Source organism: Pseudomonas sp. A014, from assembly GCF_052378495.1.
In the GTDB taxonomy this organism is placed as follows: Bacteria; Pseudomonadota; Gammaproteobacteria; order Pseudomonadales; family Pseudomonadaceae; genus Aquipseudomonas; species Aquipseudomonas machongensis.
In genome coordinates this window covers 2,645,305-2,661,531 of the sequence record NZ_CP199001.1, presented here as the reverse complement: position 1 = coordinate 2,661,531, position 16,227 = coordinate 2,645,305, and the positions used below count along the sequence as shown (strand labels likewise).

Here is a 16,227-nt window from a genome sequence, read left to right as displayed (position 1 = left end):
CACGATTCGTGCAGCACAGCATTACGTTGGCTGCGTTGTTCCACGATCCGAACGGAATAAGCTGGACCCAGGCGCTTACCGTGACGCCTACGCCCATGACCATTCGATCGCGAGTGACAGCCATGCATCGCCCCAGAACGCTCTACGACAAGCACCTCGACGCCCACACCGTCTGCACCCTGGACGACCAGGGCCATGTGCTGCTGTACATCGACCGCCAGGTCGCCAACGAATACACCAGCCCCCAGGCCTTCAGCGGCCTGCGCGAAGCCGGGCGGCAGGTCTGGCGCCCGGCCTGTACGCTGGCGGTGGTCGACCACGTCAACCCCACCGCCCCCGAGCGCATCGCCACCATGCCTGACGCTGGGGGCGCACTGCAGGTCTCCTACTTCGAGCAGAACTGCCGCGACTTCGGCATCGAACTGTTCGATGTGCTGGACAAGCGCCAAGGCATCGAGCACGTGGTGGCGCCCGAGCAAGGTTTCATCCTGCCCGGCATGGTGGTCGCTGCCGGCGACAGCCACACCACCACCTACGGCGCGCTGGGCGCCTTCGGTTTCGGCATCGGCACCTCGGAGATCGAGCACCTGCTGGCCACCCAGACCCTGGTCTACAAGCGCCTGAAGACCCTGCGCGTCACGGTGACCGGCGAGCTGGGCGCAGGCCTGGTCTCCAAGGACATCATCATGCAACTGATCCGCCGCATCGGTGCCTCCGGTGCGACCGGCTATGCCATCGAGTTCACCGGCCCGACCATCAGCGCCCTGAGCGTCGAGGCGCGCATGACCATCTGCAACATGGCCGTGGAAGCCGGTGCCCGAGGTGCCTTCATGGCGCCCGACCAGAAGGTTTACGACTACCTTGCCGACAAGCCCCGCGCGCCCAAGGGCGAACTCTGGGAGCAGGCAGTGCAGAACTGGCGCGGCACGCTGTTCAGCGACCAGGGCGCGCAGTTCGACCTTGAAGTCGCCCTCGATGTCGGCGAGCTGGCGCCCATGGTGACTTGGGGCACCAGCCCCGACCAGGCCGCCCCTATCGACCAGCAGGTGCCTGACCCGCTGCACGAACCTGACCTGATCCGCCGCCAGGACCTGCAACGCGCCTTGCGCTACATGGACCTGACACCCGGCATGCAGCTCGACCAGATCCCCATCAGCCATGCCTTCATCGGCTCGTGCACCAACGCCCGCATCGAAGATCTGCGCGATGCCGCCCGCGTGGTGCGCGGACGCCAGGTCGCGGCAGGGGTGCGCGCAATGATCGTGCCCGGCTCCACCCAGGTGCGTGAACAGGCCGAGCGCGAGGGCCTGGCGCAGCTGTTCGTCGATGCCGGTTTCGAATGGCGGCAGTCGGGCTGCTCCATGTGCCTGGCAATGAATGACGACGTACTCAGCCCCGGTGACCGCTGCGCGTCGAGCACCAACCGCAACTTCGAGGGCCGCCAGGGCGCCGGTGCACGTACGCACCTGATGAGCCCAGCGATGGTCGCCGCCGCAGCCGTCAGCGGCCACCTGATCGATGTCCGCACTTTTCCCCTGGAGGCCTGAGCCATGCAACCCTTCCTCACCGAAACGGGTATCGCCGCCCCATTCCTGGCCGCCAACGTCGACACCGACGTGATCATGCCCAAGCAGTTTCTCAAGGGCATCGATCGCAATGGCCTGGACCGTGGGGTGTTCTTCGACCTGCGCTTTGCCGCAGGCGGCGCGCCGAACCCTGAGTTCGTGCTCAACCAGGCACCCTGGCAGGACGCGCGCTTTCTGGTGGTCGGCCCCAACTTCGGCTGCGGCTCGAGCCGCGAACACGCGGTATGGGGCCTCAAGCAACTGGGGATCCGCGCGTTGATCGGCAGCAGCTTTGCCGGGATTTTCTTCGACAACTGCCAGCGCAACGGCGTGCTGCTGATCCAGCTCGAGGAGGCCCAAGTCAAAGAGATCGGGCAATGGGTCAGCGAACCCGGCAGCGCTGAACTGAGCATCGACCTGGAGCGACAACGGATCGCGCTGCACGACGGTCGCAGCATCGACTTTGAGATCGATCAGTTGCGCAAGCAGGCGTTGCTGCTGGGGCTCGATGCCATCGGCAGCACGCTGCAACGTACCGAACAGATCCGCGCCTTCGAAGCACGGCATCTGCAGGCCCATCCGTGGCTGGCCTGAGCCGCCAGGGACGACACAAGCCCGCCCGGACACGGGCGGCGCTTCACGGCTCCTCGTACAACAACAAATAGAGGACATGCACATGAACAAGACCCTGGCGCCCAGCGCCGAACACACGCCCGTCCAGCGCCGGCTCAACGCGCTGCTCACCTACCCGATCGGTGTGATTCCCCTGCCCTATTTCATCGGCATCGCCCTGATCGTGTTCTGCTCGGCACACTTCGGTTACCTGCCCAAGACCATGATCGGCGGCCTGGCGGTGATCATGACCATGGGCGTGTTCTTCGGCCAGCTCGGCCAGCGCCTGCCACTGCTCAAGGAAATTGGTGGCGGTGCGATCCTCTGCCTGCTGTTGCCCTCGGTGCTGGTGTTCCATGGCTTCTTCGGCAGTGCCACGCTGGATGCGACGAAGATGCTGATGAAGGATGCCAACTTCCTTTATTTCGTCATCGCAAGCCTGGTGGTGGGCAGCATCCTGGGCATGAACCGCTTCATCCTGGTCCAGGGCATGATGCGCATGTTCGTGCCGCTGGTGGCCGGCACCCTGGCGGCGATCGCGGCGGGAATACTGGTGGGCGTGCTGTTCGGCTATTCGGTCCACCACACCTTCTTCTACATCATCGTGCCGATCATCGGCGGCGGCATCGGCGAAGGCATCCTGCCCTTGTCGCTGGCCTATGCACACATTCTCGGCGGCAGCCCCGAGCAGTACGTGGCGCAACTGGTACCAGCAGCCGTGGTGGGCAACATCGTCGCGATCATCTGCGCCGGCGCCCTCGCACGCCTGGCCGGTAAGCGCCCGCAGCTCAGCGGTGACGGCATGCTGATCCGCGCTCGCGAAGAAAACGACAAGTTCAAGGAGCAGGCCGACGACGAGGCCATCGACTTCCGCTACATGGGTGCTGGTGTGCTGCTGATCTGTACCTTCTTCGTCCTCGGCGGCCTGCTGGAGAAGCTGGTGCACATCCCGGGGCCGGTGATGATGATCGTGGTCGCGGTCCTGTTCAAATACCTGCGCGTACTGCCCACGCACCTGGAAAAAGGCAGCAAGCAGTTCTACAAACTAGTGTCGACAGCCTTCATCTGGCCAGTGATGATCGGCCTGGGCATGCTCTATGTACCCCTGGAAAGCGTGATGGGCGTGTTCTCCATCGGCTATGTACTGGTCTGTGCCTCGGTGGTACTGGCCATGACCCTGGCGGGATTTCTGATCGGCAATCTGCTGAAGATGTATCCGGTCGAGTCGGCCATCGTCACCTGCTGCCACAGTGGGTTGGGCGGCACCGGCGATGTGGCGATTCTTTCGGCGTGCAACCGCATGGGCCTGATGCCCTTCGCGCAGATCTCCACGCGCCTGGGCGGCGCCGCGACGGTGATCGGCGCAACCCTGCTGCTGGGCCTGTTCAACTGAACGCAACAGGGGCCACCCCGTGGCCCCTGGCTTCACCCCAGCAACACCTTGAAGTGCCGCTCGAGAAACTCCACGCACACGCGCAGTTTCGCCGAGTCCGCCAGGCGCGTCGGGTATACCGCCCAGACGTTGGCACTCTGGGTGTAGTCGTGCAGCACCTGCACCAGCCGACCGCTCTCCAGCAGTGGCCGTACATCCCAGTAAGAACGCAGCAGGATGCCCCGCCCGCCCAGCGCCCACTGCAGAACGATCTCACCATTGTTCGACGACAGCGGCCCGCTGACGCGCACCGTTTCGTCGCGACCGGCATGCTGCAACTGCCACACACCGAACGGGTTGTTGCGCTCCTTGAGCACCAGGCAGTCGTGATTGTCGAGATCCTTGAGGTTCAGCGGCGTACCACGCTGGGCAAGGTATTCGGGCGTGGCGCACAGCACCCGCTGGTTGCTCGCAAGCTTGCGCCCGATGTGCTGCGCCGGCAGGTCGTCGCCGATACGGATTTCAAGGTCGAAGCCTTCGGCGACGATATCCACCACGCGGTCGAACACGTCCAGGCGAATCTCCAGGGCCGGATACGCCGCCGACAACTGCGCCACAGCAGGTGCGACATGGTTGCGGCCGAAGCCGAAGCTGCTGCACAGGTGCAGCACGCCGCGCGGCTCCTGGCGCACCTGTTTCATCTCGCCGACGAAGTCGTCCATGTCACCGAGAATGCGGATGGCCCAGCGCTGGGCACGCTCTCCGGCGTCGGTGAGGGCAATGCTGCGGGCGTTACGGTGCAGCAGCCGCGTGCCCAGCGCCACCTCCAGCAAGCGGATGCGCTTGCTGACATAGGCTGGTGACAAGCCCAGTTCGTCCGCTGCCGCTGCAAAACCTGACTTGCGGATCACCGTGAGGAAGACCCGCAGGTCTTCCGGCAGCGGCGATTCGGCACGAGGTGTGTTCATTGGAGGTACTCCCGATGCGATTGATTCACGCTTCGGGCATGATGCCAGCCCTGCCGGTTAGCGACAATCGATCCGATCGGGCCTAAAGCACCATCGCCGCTACCCAGCCAAACGCCAGCAGCGGCAGGTTGTAATGAATGAAGGTCGGCACCACCGTGTCCCAGATATGGTGATGCTGGCCATCGACGTTCAGGCCCGAGGTCGGCCCCAAGGTCGAGTCCGAGGCAGGCGAGCCAGCGTCGCCCAACGCACCGGCCGTGCCGACGATGCACACCGTGGCCAGCGGGTCGAAGCCCAACTGCACACACAGCGGCACGAAGATCGCGGCAAGAATCGGCACGGTGGAGAAGGACGAGCCGATGCCCATGGTCACCAGCAACCCCACCAGCAGCATCAGCAAGGCACCAATACCCTTGCTGTGGTCGATCCACTGCGCCGAGGTCTCGACCAGGCTCTTCACCTCGCCGGTGGCCTTCATCACTTCGGCAAAGCCCGAGGCCGCGATCATGATGAAGCCGATCATGGCCATCATCTTCATGCCCTCGGTGAACAGATCGTCGGTCTCGCGCCAGCGCACGATGCCCGACAGCGAGAAGATCAGGAAACCGACCATCGCACCGATGATCATCGAATCCAGCCACAACTGGATGATGAACGCCGCAGCGATGGCTGCGCCGGCCACCAGCAACGTCAGTGGGTTGTACTGCACACTGACCTGCTCGACCTCTTCGATGCGCGCCAGGTCGTAGTCACGTTTGCGCCGGTAGCTGATGAACACCGCCACCAGCAGGCCAACGAGCATGCCCGCCGCCGGGATGGCCATGGCGTGGGTGACGTTGACGCCGCTGATGTCCACGCCCGCGCGGCTGACGTTGGCCAGCAGGATCTGGTTGAGGAAGATGTTGCCAAAACCCACGGGCAGGAAGATGTACGGGGTAATCAGGCCGAAGGTGATCACGCAGGCGATCAGGCGCCGGTCGATGCGCAGGCGTGTCAGCACGTACAAGAGCGGCGGCACCAACAGCGGGATGAAGGCGATGTGAATCGGCAGAACGTTCTGCGACGACACCGCAACCACCAGCATCAGGCCGATCAACAGCCACTTGAGCTTACCGCTCTGTGCCTGCCCCTGGCGGTCGATCATCGCCAGGGCGCGGTCAGCCAGGGCGTGAGCCAGGCCCGATTTGGCGATGGCCACGGCGAAGGCGCCGAGCAACGCGTACGACAACGCCACCGTCGCGCCGCCGCCCAGGCCGCCATTGAAGGCCGCGAGCGTGCCCTCGATCCCCAGGCCACCGACCAGGCCTCCGGTCAGGGCGCCAACGATCAGGGCGATGACCACATGCACGCGGGACAGGCTCAGTACCAGCATGATACCGACCGCGGCGATCACTGCATTCATGGTGTGCAATACCTCATTACGACAGACAAAAAGCGGGCGCTCCGGCGACAAGCTGCGCTGGGCAGCGGCCGGACCAGGGGTGTTGTTATGGAGGGCGCACACTCTGAAGCACTGGGGGGAGGATGTCAAAACTGCCGAGGGATGGCGTTTGTATAGGCGCTTTTATCTTTATTGAACGTTCATATAAAGAAAAGCCCGGTCCCGCCGAAACAGTCGTCAGCCCCAGCTCTACTATTACAAGGGATGTACACCATGCCGTTGCGTCAACTTTCCATCCAATGGAAGATCACCCTGCTCGCCGGGTTGTGCCTGGCCAGCATCGTCACATTGCTCGTCGGCCTCTCGTTGTATCGCATGGACCACAGCTCGGATCTGGTCAAAGCCAGCAGCTCGCAGATGCTCACCGAATCCGCCCAGGCCCGTATCGAATCTCAAGGCGAGGTCCAGGCCCTGAGCATTCGCCGTCAGTTCATGGACGCCTACCAGTACGGTGCCGGCTTCGCCCGTCAGGTCCTGTTCCTGCGCGAACAGGCCGAAAAGCGCTTCATCGACGCCCACGACCTGCGCCAGGACATGACCGCCCAAGTCCGCGCCGCCCTGCAGGCCAACCCCGAGCTGCTCGGCCTTTCGCTGGTATTCGAAGCCAACGCCCTGGACGGCAAGGACAAACTGTTCAGCGGCCTCGCCGAGCTTGGCAGCAACGAAACCGGGCGCTTCGCCCTGTACTGGTCGCAGCCGCGCGCGGGCCAACTGACCGCCATGGCGTTGCCCGAGCGTGATATGGCCAACACCCAGATCGGCCCCAGCGGCGAGGCGGCCAATACCTGGTGGGCCTGCCCGCGCAGCACCGGCAAGGTCTGCGTGATCGAGCCCTACTTCTATGAGATCGCTGGCCAGCAAGTGCTGATGACCAGCATCGTCTTCCCGCTGATGGTGGACGGCAAGGTGATCGGTACCCTGTCCATCGACACCAACCTGAACAGCTTGCAGGCCCTGAGCGAAGACGCCAGCCGCAGCCTCTACGAAGGTCGCACCAAGGTCGGCATCCTCAGCCCCGCGGGCCTGCTGGCCGGCTACAGCCCGGACGCCGGCAAGCTGGCCGAGCGCTTCGACCAGGTCGATACCCGCCAGGGCGCCGAGCTGGTGCGCAAGCTGACCGCCGGCAAGCTGCAGGTACTTCACGACCAGCAACGCCTCAAGGTACTGGCCGCGTTCGCACCGATTCCCGGCGGCAAGCCTTGGGGTGTGCTGCTCGACGTACCGGAAAGCGCCCTGACCGGCCCTGCCGACGCGCTAAAGCGCGAACTCGACGTGCTCAACACCAGCGGCACCCTGCTCGAGCTGGGCCTGGGCCTGGCTGCGGCGATCGCCGGCCTGCTGGCGGTGTGGCTGATGGCGCGCGGGGTAACCCGGCCGATCCTCGGCGTGGCAGCGATGCTCAAGGATATCGCCAGCGGCGAAGGTGACCTGACCCGTCGCCTGAACTACGACAAGCGCGACGAACTGGGTGAGCTGGCCGGCTGGTTCAACCGCTTCCTCGACAAACTGCAACCCACCATCGCCGAGGTCAAACGCTCAGTGCAGGCAGCACGCGGCACGGCCGACCAGTCTGCTGCCATCGCCAGCGAAACCAGTGCGGGCATGGAGCAGCAGTACCGCCAGGTCGACCAGGTCGCGACCGCCTCCCACGAAATGAGCGCCACCGCCCAGGACGTCGCCCGCAGCGCGGCCCAGGCAGCGCAAGCCGCGCGCGAGGCCGACCAGGCCACCCGCGAAGGCCTGGCCGTGATCGATCGGACCACCGACAGCATCGATGCGCTGGCCGCCGACATGAGCAGCGCCATGGCCCAGGTCGAGGGGCTGGCGCAAAACAGCGAGAAGATTGGTTCGGTGCTGGAGGTGATTCGCTCCATCGCCGAGCAGACCAACCTGTTGGCTCTCAATGCGGCCATCGAGGCCGCGCGCGCCGGGGAAGCCGGGCGTGGTTTCGCAGTGGTCGCCGACGAAGTCCGCAACCTCGCGCGGCGTACCCAGGAGTCGGTGGAAGAGACCCGCCAGGTGATCGAGTCGCTGCAGGCCGGCACCCGTGAGGTGGTTGGCGCCATGGACAGCAGTCATCGTCAGGCCCAGGGCGGCGTGGAGCAGGTCGGCCAAGCGGTCACCGCGCTGCAGCGCATCGGCCAGGCGGTCACCGTGATCAGCGACATGAACCTGCAGATCGCCTCGGCCGCCGAGGAACAGAGCGCGGTGGCCGAAGAGATCAACAGTAACGTGGCCACCATCCGCGACGTGACCGAATCGCTGTCAGGTCAGGCCAATGAGTCGGCGCGGGTCAGCCAGTCGCTGAACAGCCTGGCCAACCAGCAGCAGGGGCTGATGGACCAGTTCCGGGTCTGAACACGCCTGCGCGGTGCCAGCCTGGCATCGCGCAGGGATCGCCGCCAGCCGCCGAACCAGGCCGCTGCCCTCGTCGTCTACACTTTGCCCGACCCCACGAATTGGCAATCGACGAGGCCATCATGAAGAAAATTCCAACCTTGCTGGCCGGCCTGCTGCTCGCGCTGGGCCTGGCCAGTACCGACAGCGCCGCACGCGCCGAGTCAGCCAAACCCATCCAGTTCGGCGCCATTGGCTGGGAAAGCGGCGCCCTGACCACCGAAATCCTGCGCCTGATCGTCGAGAACGGTTACGGCTACCCCACCGATACCCTCCCCGGCAGCACCGTCAGCATGGAAGTCGCGCTGGCGAAAAACGACCTGCAAGTGATCGCCGAAGAATGGGCCGGGCGCAGCCCGGCCTGGGTCGACGCCGAGAAAAAGGGCGAGGTGTTCGCCTTGGGCGACACCGTGAAGAACGCAGTCGAAGGCTGGTATGTGCCGGCATACGTAATCGAGGGCGACCCGGCGCGCAACCTGAAGCCGCTGGCGCCAGAACTCAAGAGCGTCGCCGACCTCAAGCGCTATGCGCAGGTATTCAAAGATCCCGAGGCGCCGACCAAGGGTCGCTTCCTCAACAGCCCAAGCGGCTGGACTTCAGAGATCGTCAACAGCCAGAAGCTCAAGGCCTACGGGCTCGATGGGCTCTACAGCAATTTCCGCACCGGCTCAGGCGCCGCCCTCGACGCTGAAGTCAGCTCGGCTGTTCGCCGTGGCCAACCGGTGCTGTTCTATTACTGGAGCCCGACACCGCTGATGGGCCGCTTCGATTTCGTGCGCCTGGAAGAGCCCGCTTATGACGCCCAGGCCTGGGCCACCTTGACCGACCCGGCCAACCCCGCCCCACGTGGCAGCAGTTCGCTGCCCGCCAAACTGTCGATTGGTGTATCGAAGGCCTTCAAGATCCAATACCCGGACCTGGTGGCCTTGTTCGAAAAGGTCGACTTGCCGATCGACACCCTCAACCAGGCCCTGGCCATCATGAGCGAGAAACGCCAGGACCCGCGAGAGGCGGCCAAGGTATTCCTGCGCGAGCATCCACAGGTCTGGAAAGCCTGGATGCCACCTGCAGTGGCGCAGAAAGTCGGCGACGCGCTCGGGAAACCGTGATCAGGCAAAGAAATGTAACACCCCTCCCCCTTGGCCCCGGCACTCCATGGACTAGGCTTACACCCATGTGATGCCGGGCCCCTCTGACGGTTTGCGCCGCCATGTCGGAATCACTGTTGCCATGCAACGTCGACAATCAAGGAGGGGCTCATGACAGCTCTGCAGACATTCCTCACAACACCCCTGCTCGGCACCAGCACCTGGCTGTGGCTGGTATTCGTCACCATCGTCATCGCCCTGCTGGTCCTCGACCTGGGCGTGCTGCACCGCCAGGAACGCGAAATCGAAATGCGCGAAAGCCTGCTGCTGTACTCGGGCTACTTCAGCGTGGGCGTACTGTTCGGGGTATGGGTGTGGTACGAGCTTGGCGCCCAGTCGGCATTGGAGTTCTACACGGGCTTCCTGGTCGAGCAGTCGCTGTCGATGGACAACGTGTTCGTCATGGCGATGATCTTCAGCTTCTTCGCCATCCCTCGCCGTTACCAGCACCGCGTGCTGTTCTGGGGCATCCTCGGCGTGGTAGTCCTGCGTGCGATCATGATTGGCGTGGGCGCCGCGCTGGTACAGAACTTCGCCTGGGTGCTCTACCTGTTCGGTGCGTTCCTGCTGTTCACCGGGGTGAAGATGGCGCTTTCCAGGGAAGATAGCCATCCGGACCTGGCCAACAACCCGGTGCTGCGCTTCGTGCGCAGGCACATGCGGGTCACTGACCAGATCCACGGCAAGCACTTCTTCGTCCGTCTCACACCACCCGGCCAGAGCAAGGCGTTACGTTACGCCACCCCACTTTTCCTCGCCCTGGTGCTGATCGAACTGGCCGACCTGGTATTTGCCGTCGACAGCGTGCCGGCGATCTTCGCCATCACCCAGGACCCGTTCATCGTCTACACCTCGAACATCTTCGCCATCCTCGGCCTGCGCTCGCTGTACTTCGCCCTGTCAGCCTTGATGCACCGCTTCGTCTACCTCAAGTACGCCCTGGCGTTGGTGCTGATCTTCATCGGTTGCAAGATCTTCTACCACGGGTTGGTGGGCAAGGTGCCGGCGCTGCTGTCGCTGGGCGTGACATTCGGGTTGCTGCTGGGCGGCGTGGTGCTGTCGCTGTTCAAGACCCGAGGCAGCGAAGGGCAAGAACCTGCCCTGGCCCAGGACAGCCCGAGCAAGGCCGAAGCGACCGCTGGCGACACCGCGCCAGGATCATCCAAGGCCCCTACCACGAACCACACCGGCCCTTGACGGCAAGGACCTGCCCAGCGGGCTTACTGCCCGCTGCGCAGCATCTCCTTGGGCACATACTTGCCGATCTCGTACTTGCCGATCGCCGCCCGATGCACTTCGTCGGGCCCGTCGGCCAGGCGCAGGGTGCGCTGCATGGCATACATGTAGGCCAGCGGGAAGTCGCCGCTGACACCGGCACCACCATGAATCTGGATAGCGCGGTCGATCACCTTGAGCGCGACGTTCGGCGCCACCACCTTGATCTGGGCGATCTCGCTACGCGCCACCTTGTTGCCGGCGGTGTCCATCATGCACGCCGCCTTGAGGGTCAGCAGGCGCGCCATATCGATTTCCATCCGCGAGTCGGCGATCTTGTCGACGTTGCCGCCCAGCCGGGCCAGCGGCCGACCGAACGCGGTGCGGCTTACCGCACGCTTGCACATCAGCTCCAGGGCACGTTCGGCCATGCCGATCGAACGCATGCAATGGTGGATACGTCCCGGCCCCAGGCGCCCCTGGGCAATCTCGAAACCACGCCCTTCGCCAAGGATGACGTTCTCGTAAGGCACGCGCACGTTATCGAACAGCACCTCGGCATGACCATGGGGCGCGTCGTCGTAACCGAACACCGGCAGCGGGCGAACGATCTTCACCCCGGGCGCATCGGTAGGCACCAGCACCATCGAATGCTGCTGGTGGCGCGGGCCATCGGGGTTGGACAGCCCCATGAAGATCATCACCTTGCAGCGCGGGTCGCAGGCGCCGGAGGTCCACCACTTGCGCCCGTTGATCACCCACTCGTCACCATCACGCACGGCGGTGGCAGCCATGTTGGTGGCATCGGAGGAAGCCACATCAGGTTCGGTCATGGCAAAGGCCGAGCGGATCTCGCCACGCAGCAGCGGTTCCAGCCACTGCTGCTTCTGCGCCTCGCTGCCATAGCGCACCAGCACTTCCATGTTGCCGGTATCCGGCGCCGAGCAGTTGAACGGCTCTGGCCCCAGGAGCGAGCGCCCCATGATCTCGGCCAGCGGTGCGTACTCCAGGTTGGTCAGCCCCGCGCCGTACTCGGACTCAGGCAGAAACAGGTTCCACAGCCCTTCGGCCCGGGCCTTGGCCTTGAGCTCCTCCATGATCGCGGTGGGCTGCCAGCGGTCACCCTCGGCAACCTGGCGCTCGAACACCGCTTCGGCGGGATAGACATAGGTGTCCATGAACGCAGTGACGCGCTCGCGCAGAGCCTGGACCTTGGGCGTATAGGCGAAATCCATCTGGGCTACCTTTGCGGAATGAAGAACATGCAGCAGAGCCTAGAGCAGTGCAGGTCAATCCACCTAGTCTATTTTCGGCGTGTATTAACATTCATAACCGATATATGATCGGCGAATAACATCAACAACACGTGGCGCCCTTATGAACCTCAGCAAGGTCGATCTCAACCTGTTCATCGTCTTCGACGCCATCTACACCGAAGCCAACCTGACCCGTGCCGGGCAGATCGTCGGCATCACTCAGCCTGCCGTATCCAATGCCCTGTCACGCCTGCGCGAAACCTTCAACGACCCGCTGTTCGTGCGCACCGCCCAAGGCATGGTGCCGACACCGATGGCACAGAACATCATCGGCCCGGTGCGTAATGCCCTGGCCCTGCTGCGTACCTCGGTGCAGGAAAGCCGGATCTTCAATCCGCAGCAGGCCAGCAAGACCTTCCGCATCAGCATGACCGACCTCACCGAAGCGGTGGTCTTGCCGCTGCTGTTCCAGCGTTTGCGCCGCCTGGCGCCGGGCGTGGTGATCGAGAGCTTCCTGTGCAAGCGGCGCGAGACTACCAAGGAGCTGGCCGCAGGTCGCCTGGACTTCGCTGTCGATGCCCCGCTGAACACCGATCCACAGGTGCGCCACGTCAAGCTGATGCAGGACCGCTATGTCTGTGCCCTGCGCCAAGGCCACCCCTTGGGCGAGGCCAAGCTGACCCTCGACAGCTACCTGGGCATGACCCATATCCATATTTCCAGCCGTCGCAACGGCCTGGGCTACGTCGATCTGGCACTGGGCAAGATGGGCGTGCAGCGCAAGATCGCGCTGCGCTCCCAGCACTACCTGATGGCCTCGCAGGTGCTGCAGCAGACCGACATGGTGATGACCGTCCCTGAGCGTTTCGCACGCCGCCATCAGTTGCGCTACCTGACGCTGCCGGTAGAAGTCCCGCCACTGGAAACGCACCTGTACTGGCATGAAAGCACTGATCAGGACCCGGCCAACCGCTGGATGCGCGAGCAGATCATCGAACTGTGCCAGCAGGTGGTGGCGCAGGATGAGCGAGAGATTGCCGCGCAGGCCGCTGCCGACTGAGCGAAGGCGGTGCATACGATGATGGCACACTGGACGAACGGTGCCATCACCTCTAGCATCTGCGCCGCCCTCACCCAACGCTCAAGGACGATCATGCTCGCCACCGCAGCACGCTCCATCACTCTGGTTGCCGCTTGCGCACTGCTCGGCGCCTGCAGCTTCAACGGCACCTACCAGGACAGCAGCCGCACTGACGCGGCAAAACTGCGCTACGTCTCCAACACCTCCAACTCGACGCTGGATGTCTACCGGGGTCCCCGATGCGAGGGCAGCACCACCGGCCTGCTCAACAACTTCCTGGCCAGAGACACTCGCCGTCGCGCCGACATGCGCGTGCCACCCACCGCCGACACCCGTGGCTACCTGGAGATCCGCCTGGAGCCCGACCAGCCACTCTATCTGTTTGCCAACACCTTGAGCACCGGTGGCGCGCCCTGCTCGATCGGGGTCACCTTCACCCCCGCCGCCGGTTCGGAGTACGAAGTGAGCGTCGACCGCAGCGACGGTTACTGCATGCTTCAACTCACCCGCCTGCAACGCATCGACGGCAAGGATTTACGCATCCCCTACCCGCTGAACGATGAGCCCCTGGCAAGCTGTAGCGGCACCTCGCCGCTGTTCCCGCTACCGCCCACTCCGCTGCCTGCCTCCGTGCAACGTAGCGCGATGATCGAAAGCCTCATCAATGACAGCCTGGCCTCGTCCGGCGCAGTGATCGACATACTGCAAGCCGGCAACCTGCAGCAACCTCCGGCCGATCAGCAGATCGCCGAACGTCGCAAGGCCTTGGGCAATGCCACGCTGCCCGATGCCTACTGGGACCAGTACCGCGCCAATCTGCAGCATTTCGAGCAAGCCCTTGGCCAGGTCAAGCCCCTCGCCCAGGCCAGATTCCGCGACAATAACCGCAAGTACCTCAACAGCGTGCAGGACCAGCAGTTGCAGATCTGGGCGGGTCTGGAGTTGGGTAACCGCTACAATAGCCGCGAGGTTCGCATGCGCGACATGAGCCGTTACTACGCGCGGGTCTACCGCCAGATCACCGCTGAAGCGAAGCTCGAACACCTGCGGGCCATGGCGCAGCTTGACCGGCAATACGGCGTTTGCGAACGCTTCGAAGGGTGCTGGAGGCTTTGATGCAACGGCCAGCCAGAATAGTTTTCTTCTGGCTGGCTTAAAGGAGAAAAATATTTCTACGGAACACTGAGAAAGGCGAAAACAAGAAAAACTTCTTCCCTCGCGACTCCCCTAGCATGCTCACATCATTCTTCAGCCTCTGCTCGCACGGTCCCACCTATGCACAACTCACCGCTGTACCTCGACTACGCCGCCACCACCCCAGTCGATGACCGGGTCATCGAAAGCATGCTGGCCTGCATGGGCCGCCAGGCGCATTTCGGCAATCCTGCGTCCAGCGGTCACGCCTTCGGCCAGGCCGCCCGCGAGTTGGTGGAACAGGCCCGTCGCCAGGTCGCCGAACAGGTCGGCGCGGCGCCCGAATCGCTGGTATGGACGTCCGGTGCCACCGAGTCGAACAACCTCGCCCTCAAGGGCATTGCCCAGGGCGCCGGCCAGCCCGGTCACTTGATCACCAGCCAGCTGGAACACAAGGCCGTGCTCGACACGGCCGCCGAACTGGAGCGCCAGGGCTGGGCGGTCACAAGGCTGGCGCCGGATGCACAGGGGCTGATACAGCCCGAAGCCGTCCAGGCCGCCCTGCGTGCCGACACCCGCCTGGTATCGCTGATGGCGGTCAACAACGAGCTGGGCACCACCACCGACTTCGGCCGGATCGGCGAATGCGTCCGCGCACATGGCGCACTGTTACATGTGGATGCCGCCCAGTCCGTGGGCAAGGTCAGCATCGACCTGGCGCGCCAAGCCGTCGACCTGATGTCGTTTTCCGCACACAAGGTCTATGGCCCCAAGGGGATTGGCGCACTGTATGTCGGCAGCCGCGCGCGCCCCTGCCTGCAGGCGCAGATGCATGGTGGCGGCCATGAAGGCGGGCTGCGCTCCGGAACGCTGCCGGGGCATCAGATCGTCGGCATGGGAAGTGCCTTCGCGTTGGCTGGCGCCCTGGCCGCAAGCGAGCACGAGCGGATCAAGGCACTGTCGCAACGCCTGCGTGACGGCCTGCTGGCCTTGCCCGGTGTGAGCCTCAACGGTTGTCCCGAACAACGCATCCCGCACACCTTGAACCTGTGTATCGAGGCCAAGGGCTTCAGCAGTGCGGCATTGGCGAGCGAACTGGCCATTTCCACGACCTCGGCGTGCAACTCGGCCAGTAACGCTGCATCCCACGTGCTGCTGGCCCTGGGGCTGAGCGAGCAGCAGGCACGCAGCAGCGTACGCATCAGCCTGGGGCGCTACAGCACCGAGGCTGATGTGGACAAGGCGCTCGAGGTGTTCGGGCGGGTCATTGCAGCGGGCGCCGTGGCGCTCTGGTAGCGACGCCTTCTGTCAGGTACGGACAGTGAAGTAAAACCCATTGCCATGGCATCCGGCGCCGATTACTGACATCTTGGGGCTTTCCCCTGCGAAGGAACGCGTTCCATGGCATTGCATCTCTGGCTGACGTTTTCCCTGGCCTATCTGATCACCTCGCTCACCCCGGGCCCCAACGTCCTGCTGACCGTACGCAACGCTCTGCGTTACGGCCCGTCCGGCATGGGCATGACGCTGCTGGGCAACCTCAGTGCGCAGTTGCTGCTGATCAGCGGTGTGGCGATGGGCGTCGGTGCGTTGTTGATCTCGCTGCCGGCGGCATTTCTGGCGTTGAAGCTGGTGGGTGCGGGGTATCTGATCTATCTGGGCCTGCGTCAGTTGCTGTCACGGGACAAGCCCAAGCTGCCCGCAGGCGAGATCACCCCGGTAGCGCCACGCGCGAAATGGCGGATCGGTGTCGAAGCCTTCCTGGTGTCGGCGAGCAACCCCAAGACCTTGGTGTTCTTCTGCGCCTTCCTGCCACAATTCCTTGAACCTGGCCGGCCGATCTTCGGCCAGTTCGCAGCAATGTTCATCAGTATCGCGGCCATCGTCGGGCTGGTGCATTCGTTCTACTGCTTCACCGCCTACCGCTTCGGCCAGCGCCTGAAGGCCTCGCGCCTGGCAGCCTGGTTCAAACGCGCCACCGGTGCGCTGTTCATCGGGCTGGGTGTGCGATTGCTCAGCACCAAGGCGGTGTAAGGCG

General features: G+C 64.0%; 13 protein-coding genes and 1 pseudogene. 11 read left to right on the top strand and 3 right to left on the bottom strand.

Annotated features, from left to right (window positions below; translation table 11 throughout):
• Positions 1 to 122 precede the first annotated feature (122 nt).
• From leuC to ACTYOL_RS12155, 3 genes are all read left to right on the top strand, one after another.
• Entirely contained in the window at positions 123 to 1,547 is a 1,425-nt protein-coding gene (gene leuC / locus ACTYOL_RS12165; protein ID WP_200602526.1) for a 3-isopropylmalate dehydratase large subunit, read from the top strand.
• A gap of 3 nt (positions 1,548 to 1,550) precedes the next feature.
• Entirely contained in the window at positions 1,551 to 2,159 is a 609-nt protein-coding gene (gene leuD, locus ACTYOL_RS12160) for a 3-isopropylmalate dehydratase small subunit (protein WP_197889636.1), read from the top strand.
• A gap of 82 nt (positions 2,160 to 2,241) precedes the next feature.
• Complete coding sequence (locus ACTYOL_RS12155; RefSeq protein WP_063544802.1) at positions 2,242 to 3,570, top strand: 2-hydroxycarboxylate transporter family protein; 1,329 nt, start codon at positions 2,242 to 2,244, stop codon at positions 3,568 to 3,570.
• 32 nt (positions 3,571 to 3,602) lie between these two features.
• Here ACTYOL_RS12155 and ACTYOL_RS12150 read toward each other — a convergent pair whose 3' ends face one another.
• On the bottom strand, positions 3,603 to 4,517 hold the full coding sequence (locus ACTYOL_RS12150; protein WP_323454225.1) for a LysR substrate-binding domain-containing protein: 915 nt from the start codon (positions 4,515 to 4,517) through the stop codon (positions 3,603 to 3,605).
• An 82-nt stretch (positions 4,518 to 4,599) separates the two neighbouring features.
• Positions 4,600 to 5,919, bottom strand: a complete 1,320-nt coding sequence (locus ACTYOL_RS12145; RefSeq protein WP_151924765.1) for a Na+/H+ antiporter family protein — start codon at positions 5,917 to 5,919, stop codon at positions 4,600 to 4,602.
• A gap of 243 nt (positions 5,920 to 6,162) precedes the next feature.
• On the opposite strand from ACTYOL_RS12145, the pseudogene ACTYOL_RS12140 reads away from it, so the two are divergent.
• The 4 genes and pseudogenes from ACTYOL_RS12140 to ACTYOL_RS12125 all read left to right on the top strand — a co-directional run.
• Positions 6,163 to 7,458: pseudogene (locus tag ACTYOL_RS12140) on the top strand (HAMP domain-containing protein); the annotation flags it as partial.
• 102 nt (positions 7,459 to 7,560) lie between these two features.
• Positions 7,561 to 8,316 carry a methyl-accepting chemotaxis protein gene (locus tag ACTYOL_RS12135; RefSeq protein ID WP_371926297.1) on the top strand — a complete coding sequence of 252 codons (756 nt, stop codon included), beginning with the start codon at positions 7,561 to 7,563 and terminating at the stop codon, positions 8,314 to 8,316.
• 122 nt (positions 8,317 to 8,438) lie between these two features.
• Positions 8,439 to 9,464, top strand: coding sequence for an ABC transporter substrate-binding protein (locus tag ACTYOL_RS12130; protein ID WP_197889632.1), 1,026 nt, complete (start codon positions 8,439 to 8,441; stop codon positions 9,462 to 9,464).
• 150 nt (positions 9,465 to 9,614) lie between these two features.
• Positions 9,615 to 10,700, top strand: coding sequence for a TerC family protein (locus ACTYOL_RS12125; protein WP_232233037.1), 1,086 nt, complete (start codon positions 9,615 to 9,617; stop codon positions 10,698 to 10,700).
• A 23-nt stretch (positions 10,701 to 10,723) separates the two neighbouring features.
• Here ACTYOL_RS12125 and ACTYOL_RS12120 read toward each other — a convergent pair whose 3' ends face one another.
• Positions 10,724 to 11,953, bottom strand: coding sequence for an acyl-CoA dehydrogenase (locus tag ACTYOL_RS12120; RefSeq protein WP_444757981.1), 1,230 nt, complete (start codon positions 11,951 to 11,953; stop codon positions 10,724 to 10,726).
• Positions 11,954 to 12,095: 142 nt separating this feature from the next.
• On the opposite strand from ACTYOL_RS12120, the gene ACTYOL_RS12115 reads away from it, so the two are divergent.
• The 4 genes from ACTYOL_RS12115 (at position 12,096) to ACTYOL_RS12100 (ending at position 16,223) form a co-directional block, all read left to right on the top strand.
• Positions 12,096 to 13,034, top strand: coding sequence for a LysR family transcriptional regulator (locus ACTYOL_RS12115; protein WP_054891282.1), 939 nt, complete (start codon positions 12,096 to 12,098; stop codon positions 13,032 to 13,034).
• Positions 13,035 to 13,127: 93 nt separating this feature from the next.
• Positions 13,128 to 14,171 (top strand): hypothetical protein, encoded by a 1,044-nt coding sequence (locus ACTYOL_RS12110; RefSeq protein WP_200602530.1) that lies wholly within the window; start codon positions 13,128 to 13,130, stop codon positions 14,169 to 14,171.
• A 159-nt stretch (positions 14,172 to 14,330) separates the two neighbouring features.
• Positions 14,331 to 15,485, top strand: coding sequence for a cysteine desulfurase family protein (locus tag ACTYOL_RS12105; protein ID WP_444757980.1), 1,155 nt, complete (start codon positions 14,331 to 14,333; stop codon positions 15,483 to 15,485).
• Positions 15,486 to 15,590: 105 nt separating this feature from the next.
• The gene (locus ACTYOL_RS12100; protein ID WP_153773542.1) at positions 15,591 to 16,223 is read left to right on the top strand and encodes a LysE family translocator; all 633 of its coding nucleotides are present in this window, start codon (positions 15,591 to 15,593) and stop codon (positions 16,221 to 16,223) included.
• Positions 16,224 to 16,227: the final 4 nt, after the last annotated feature.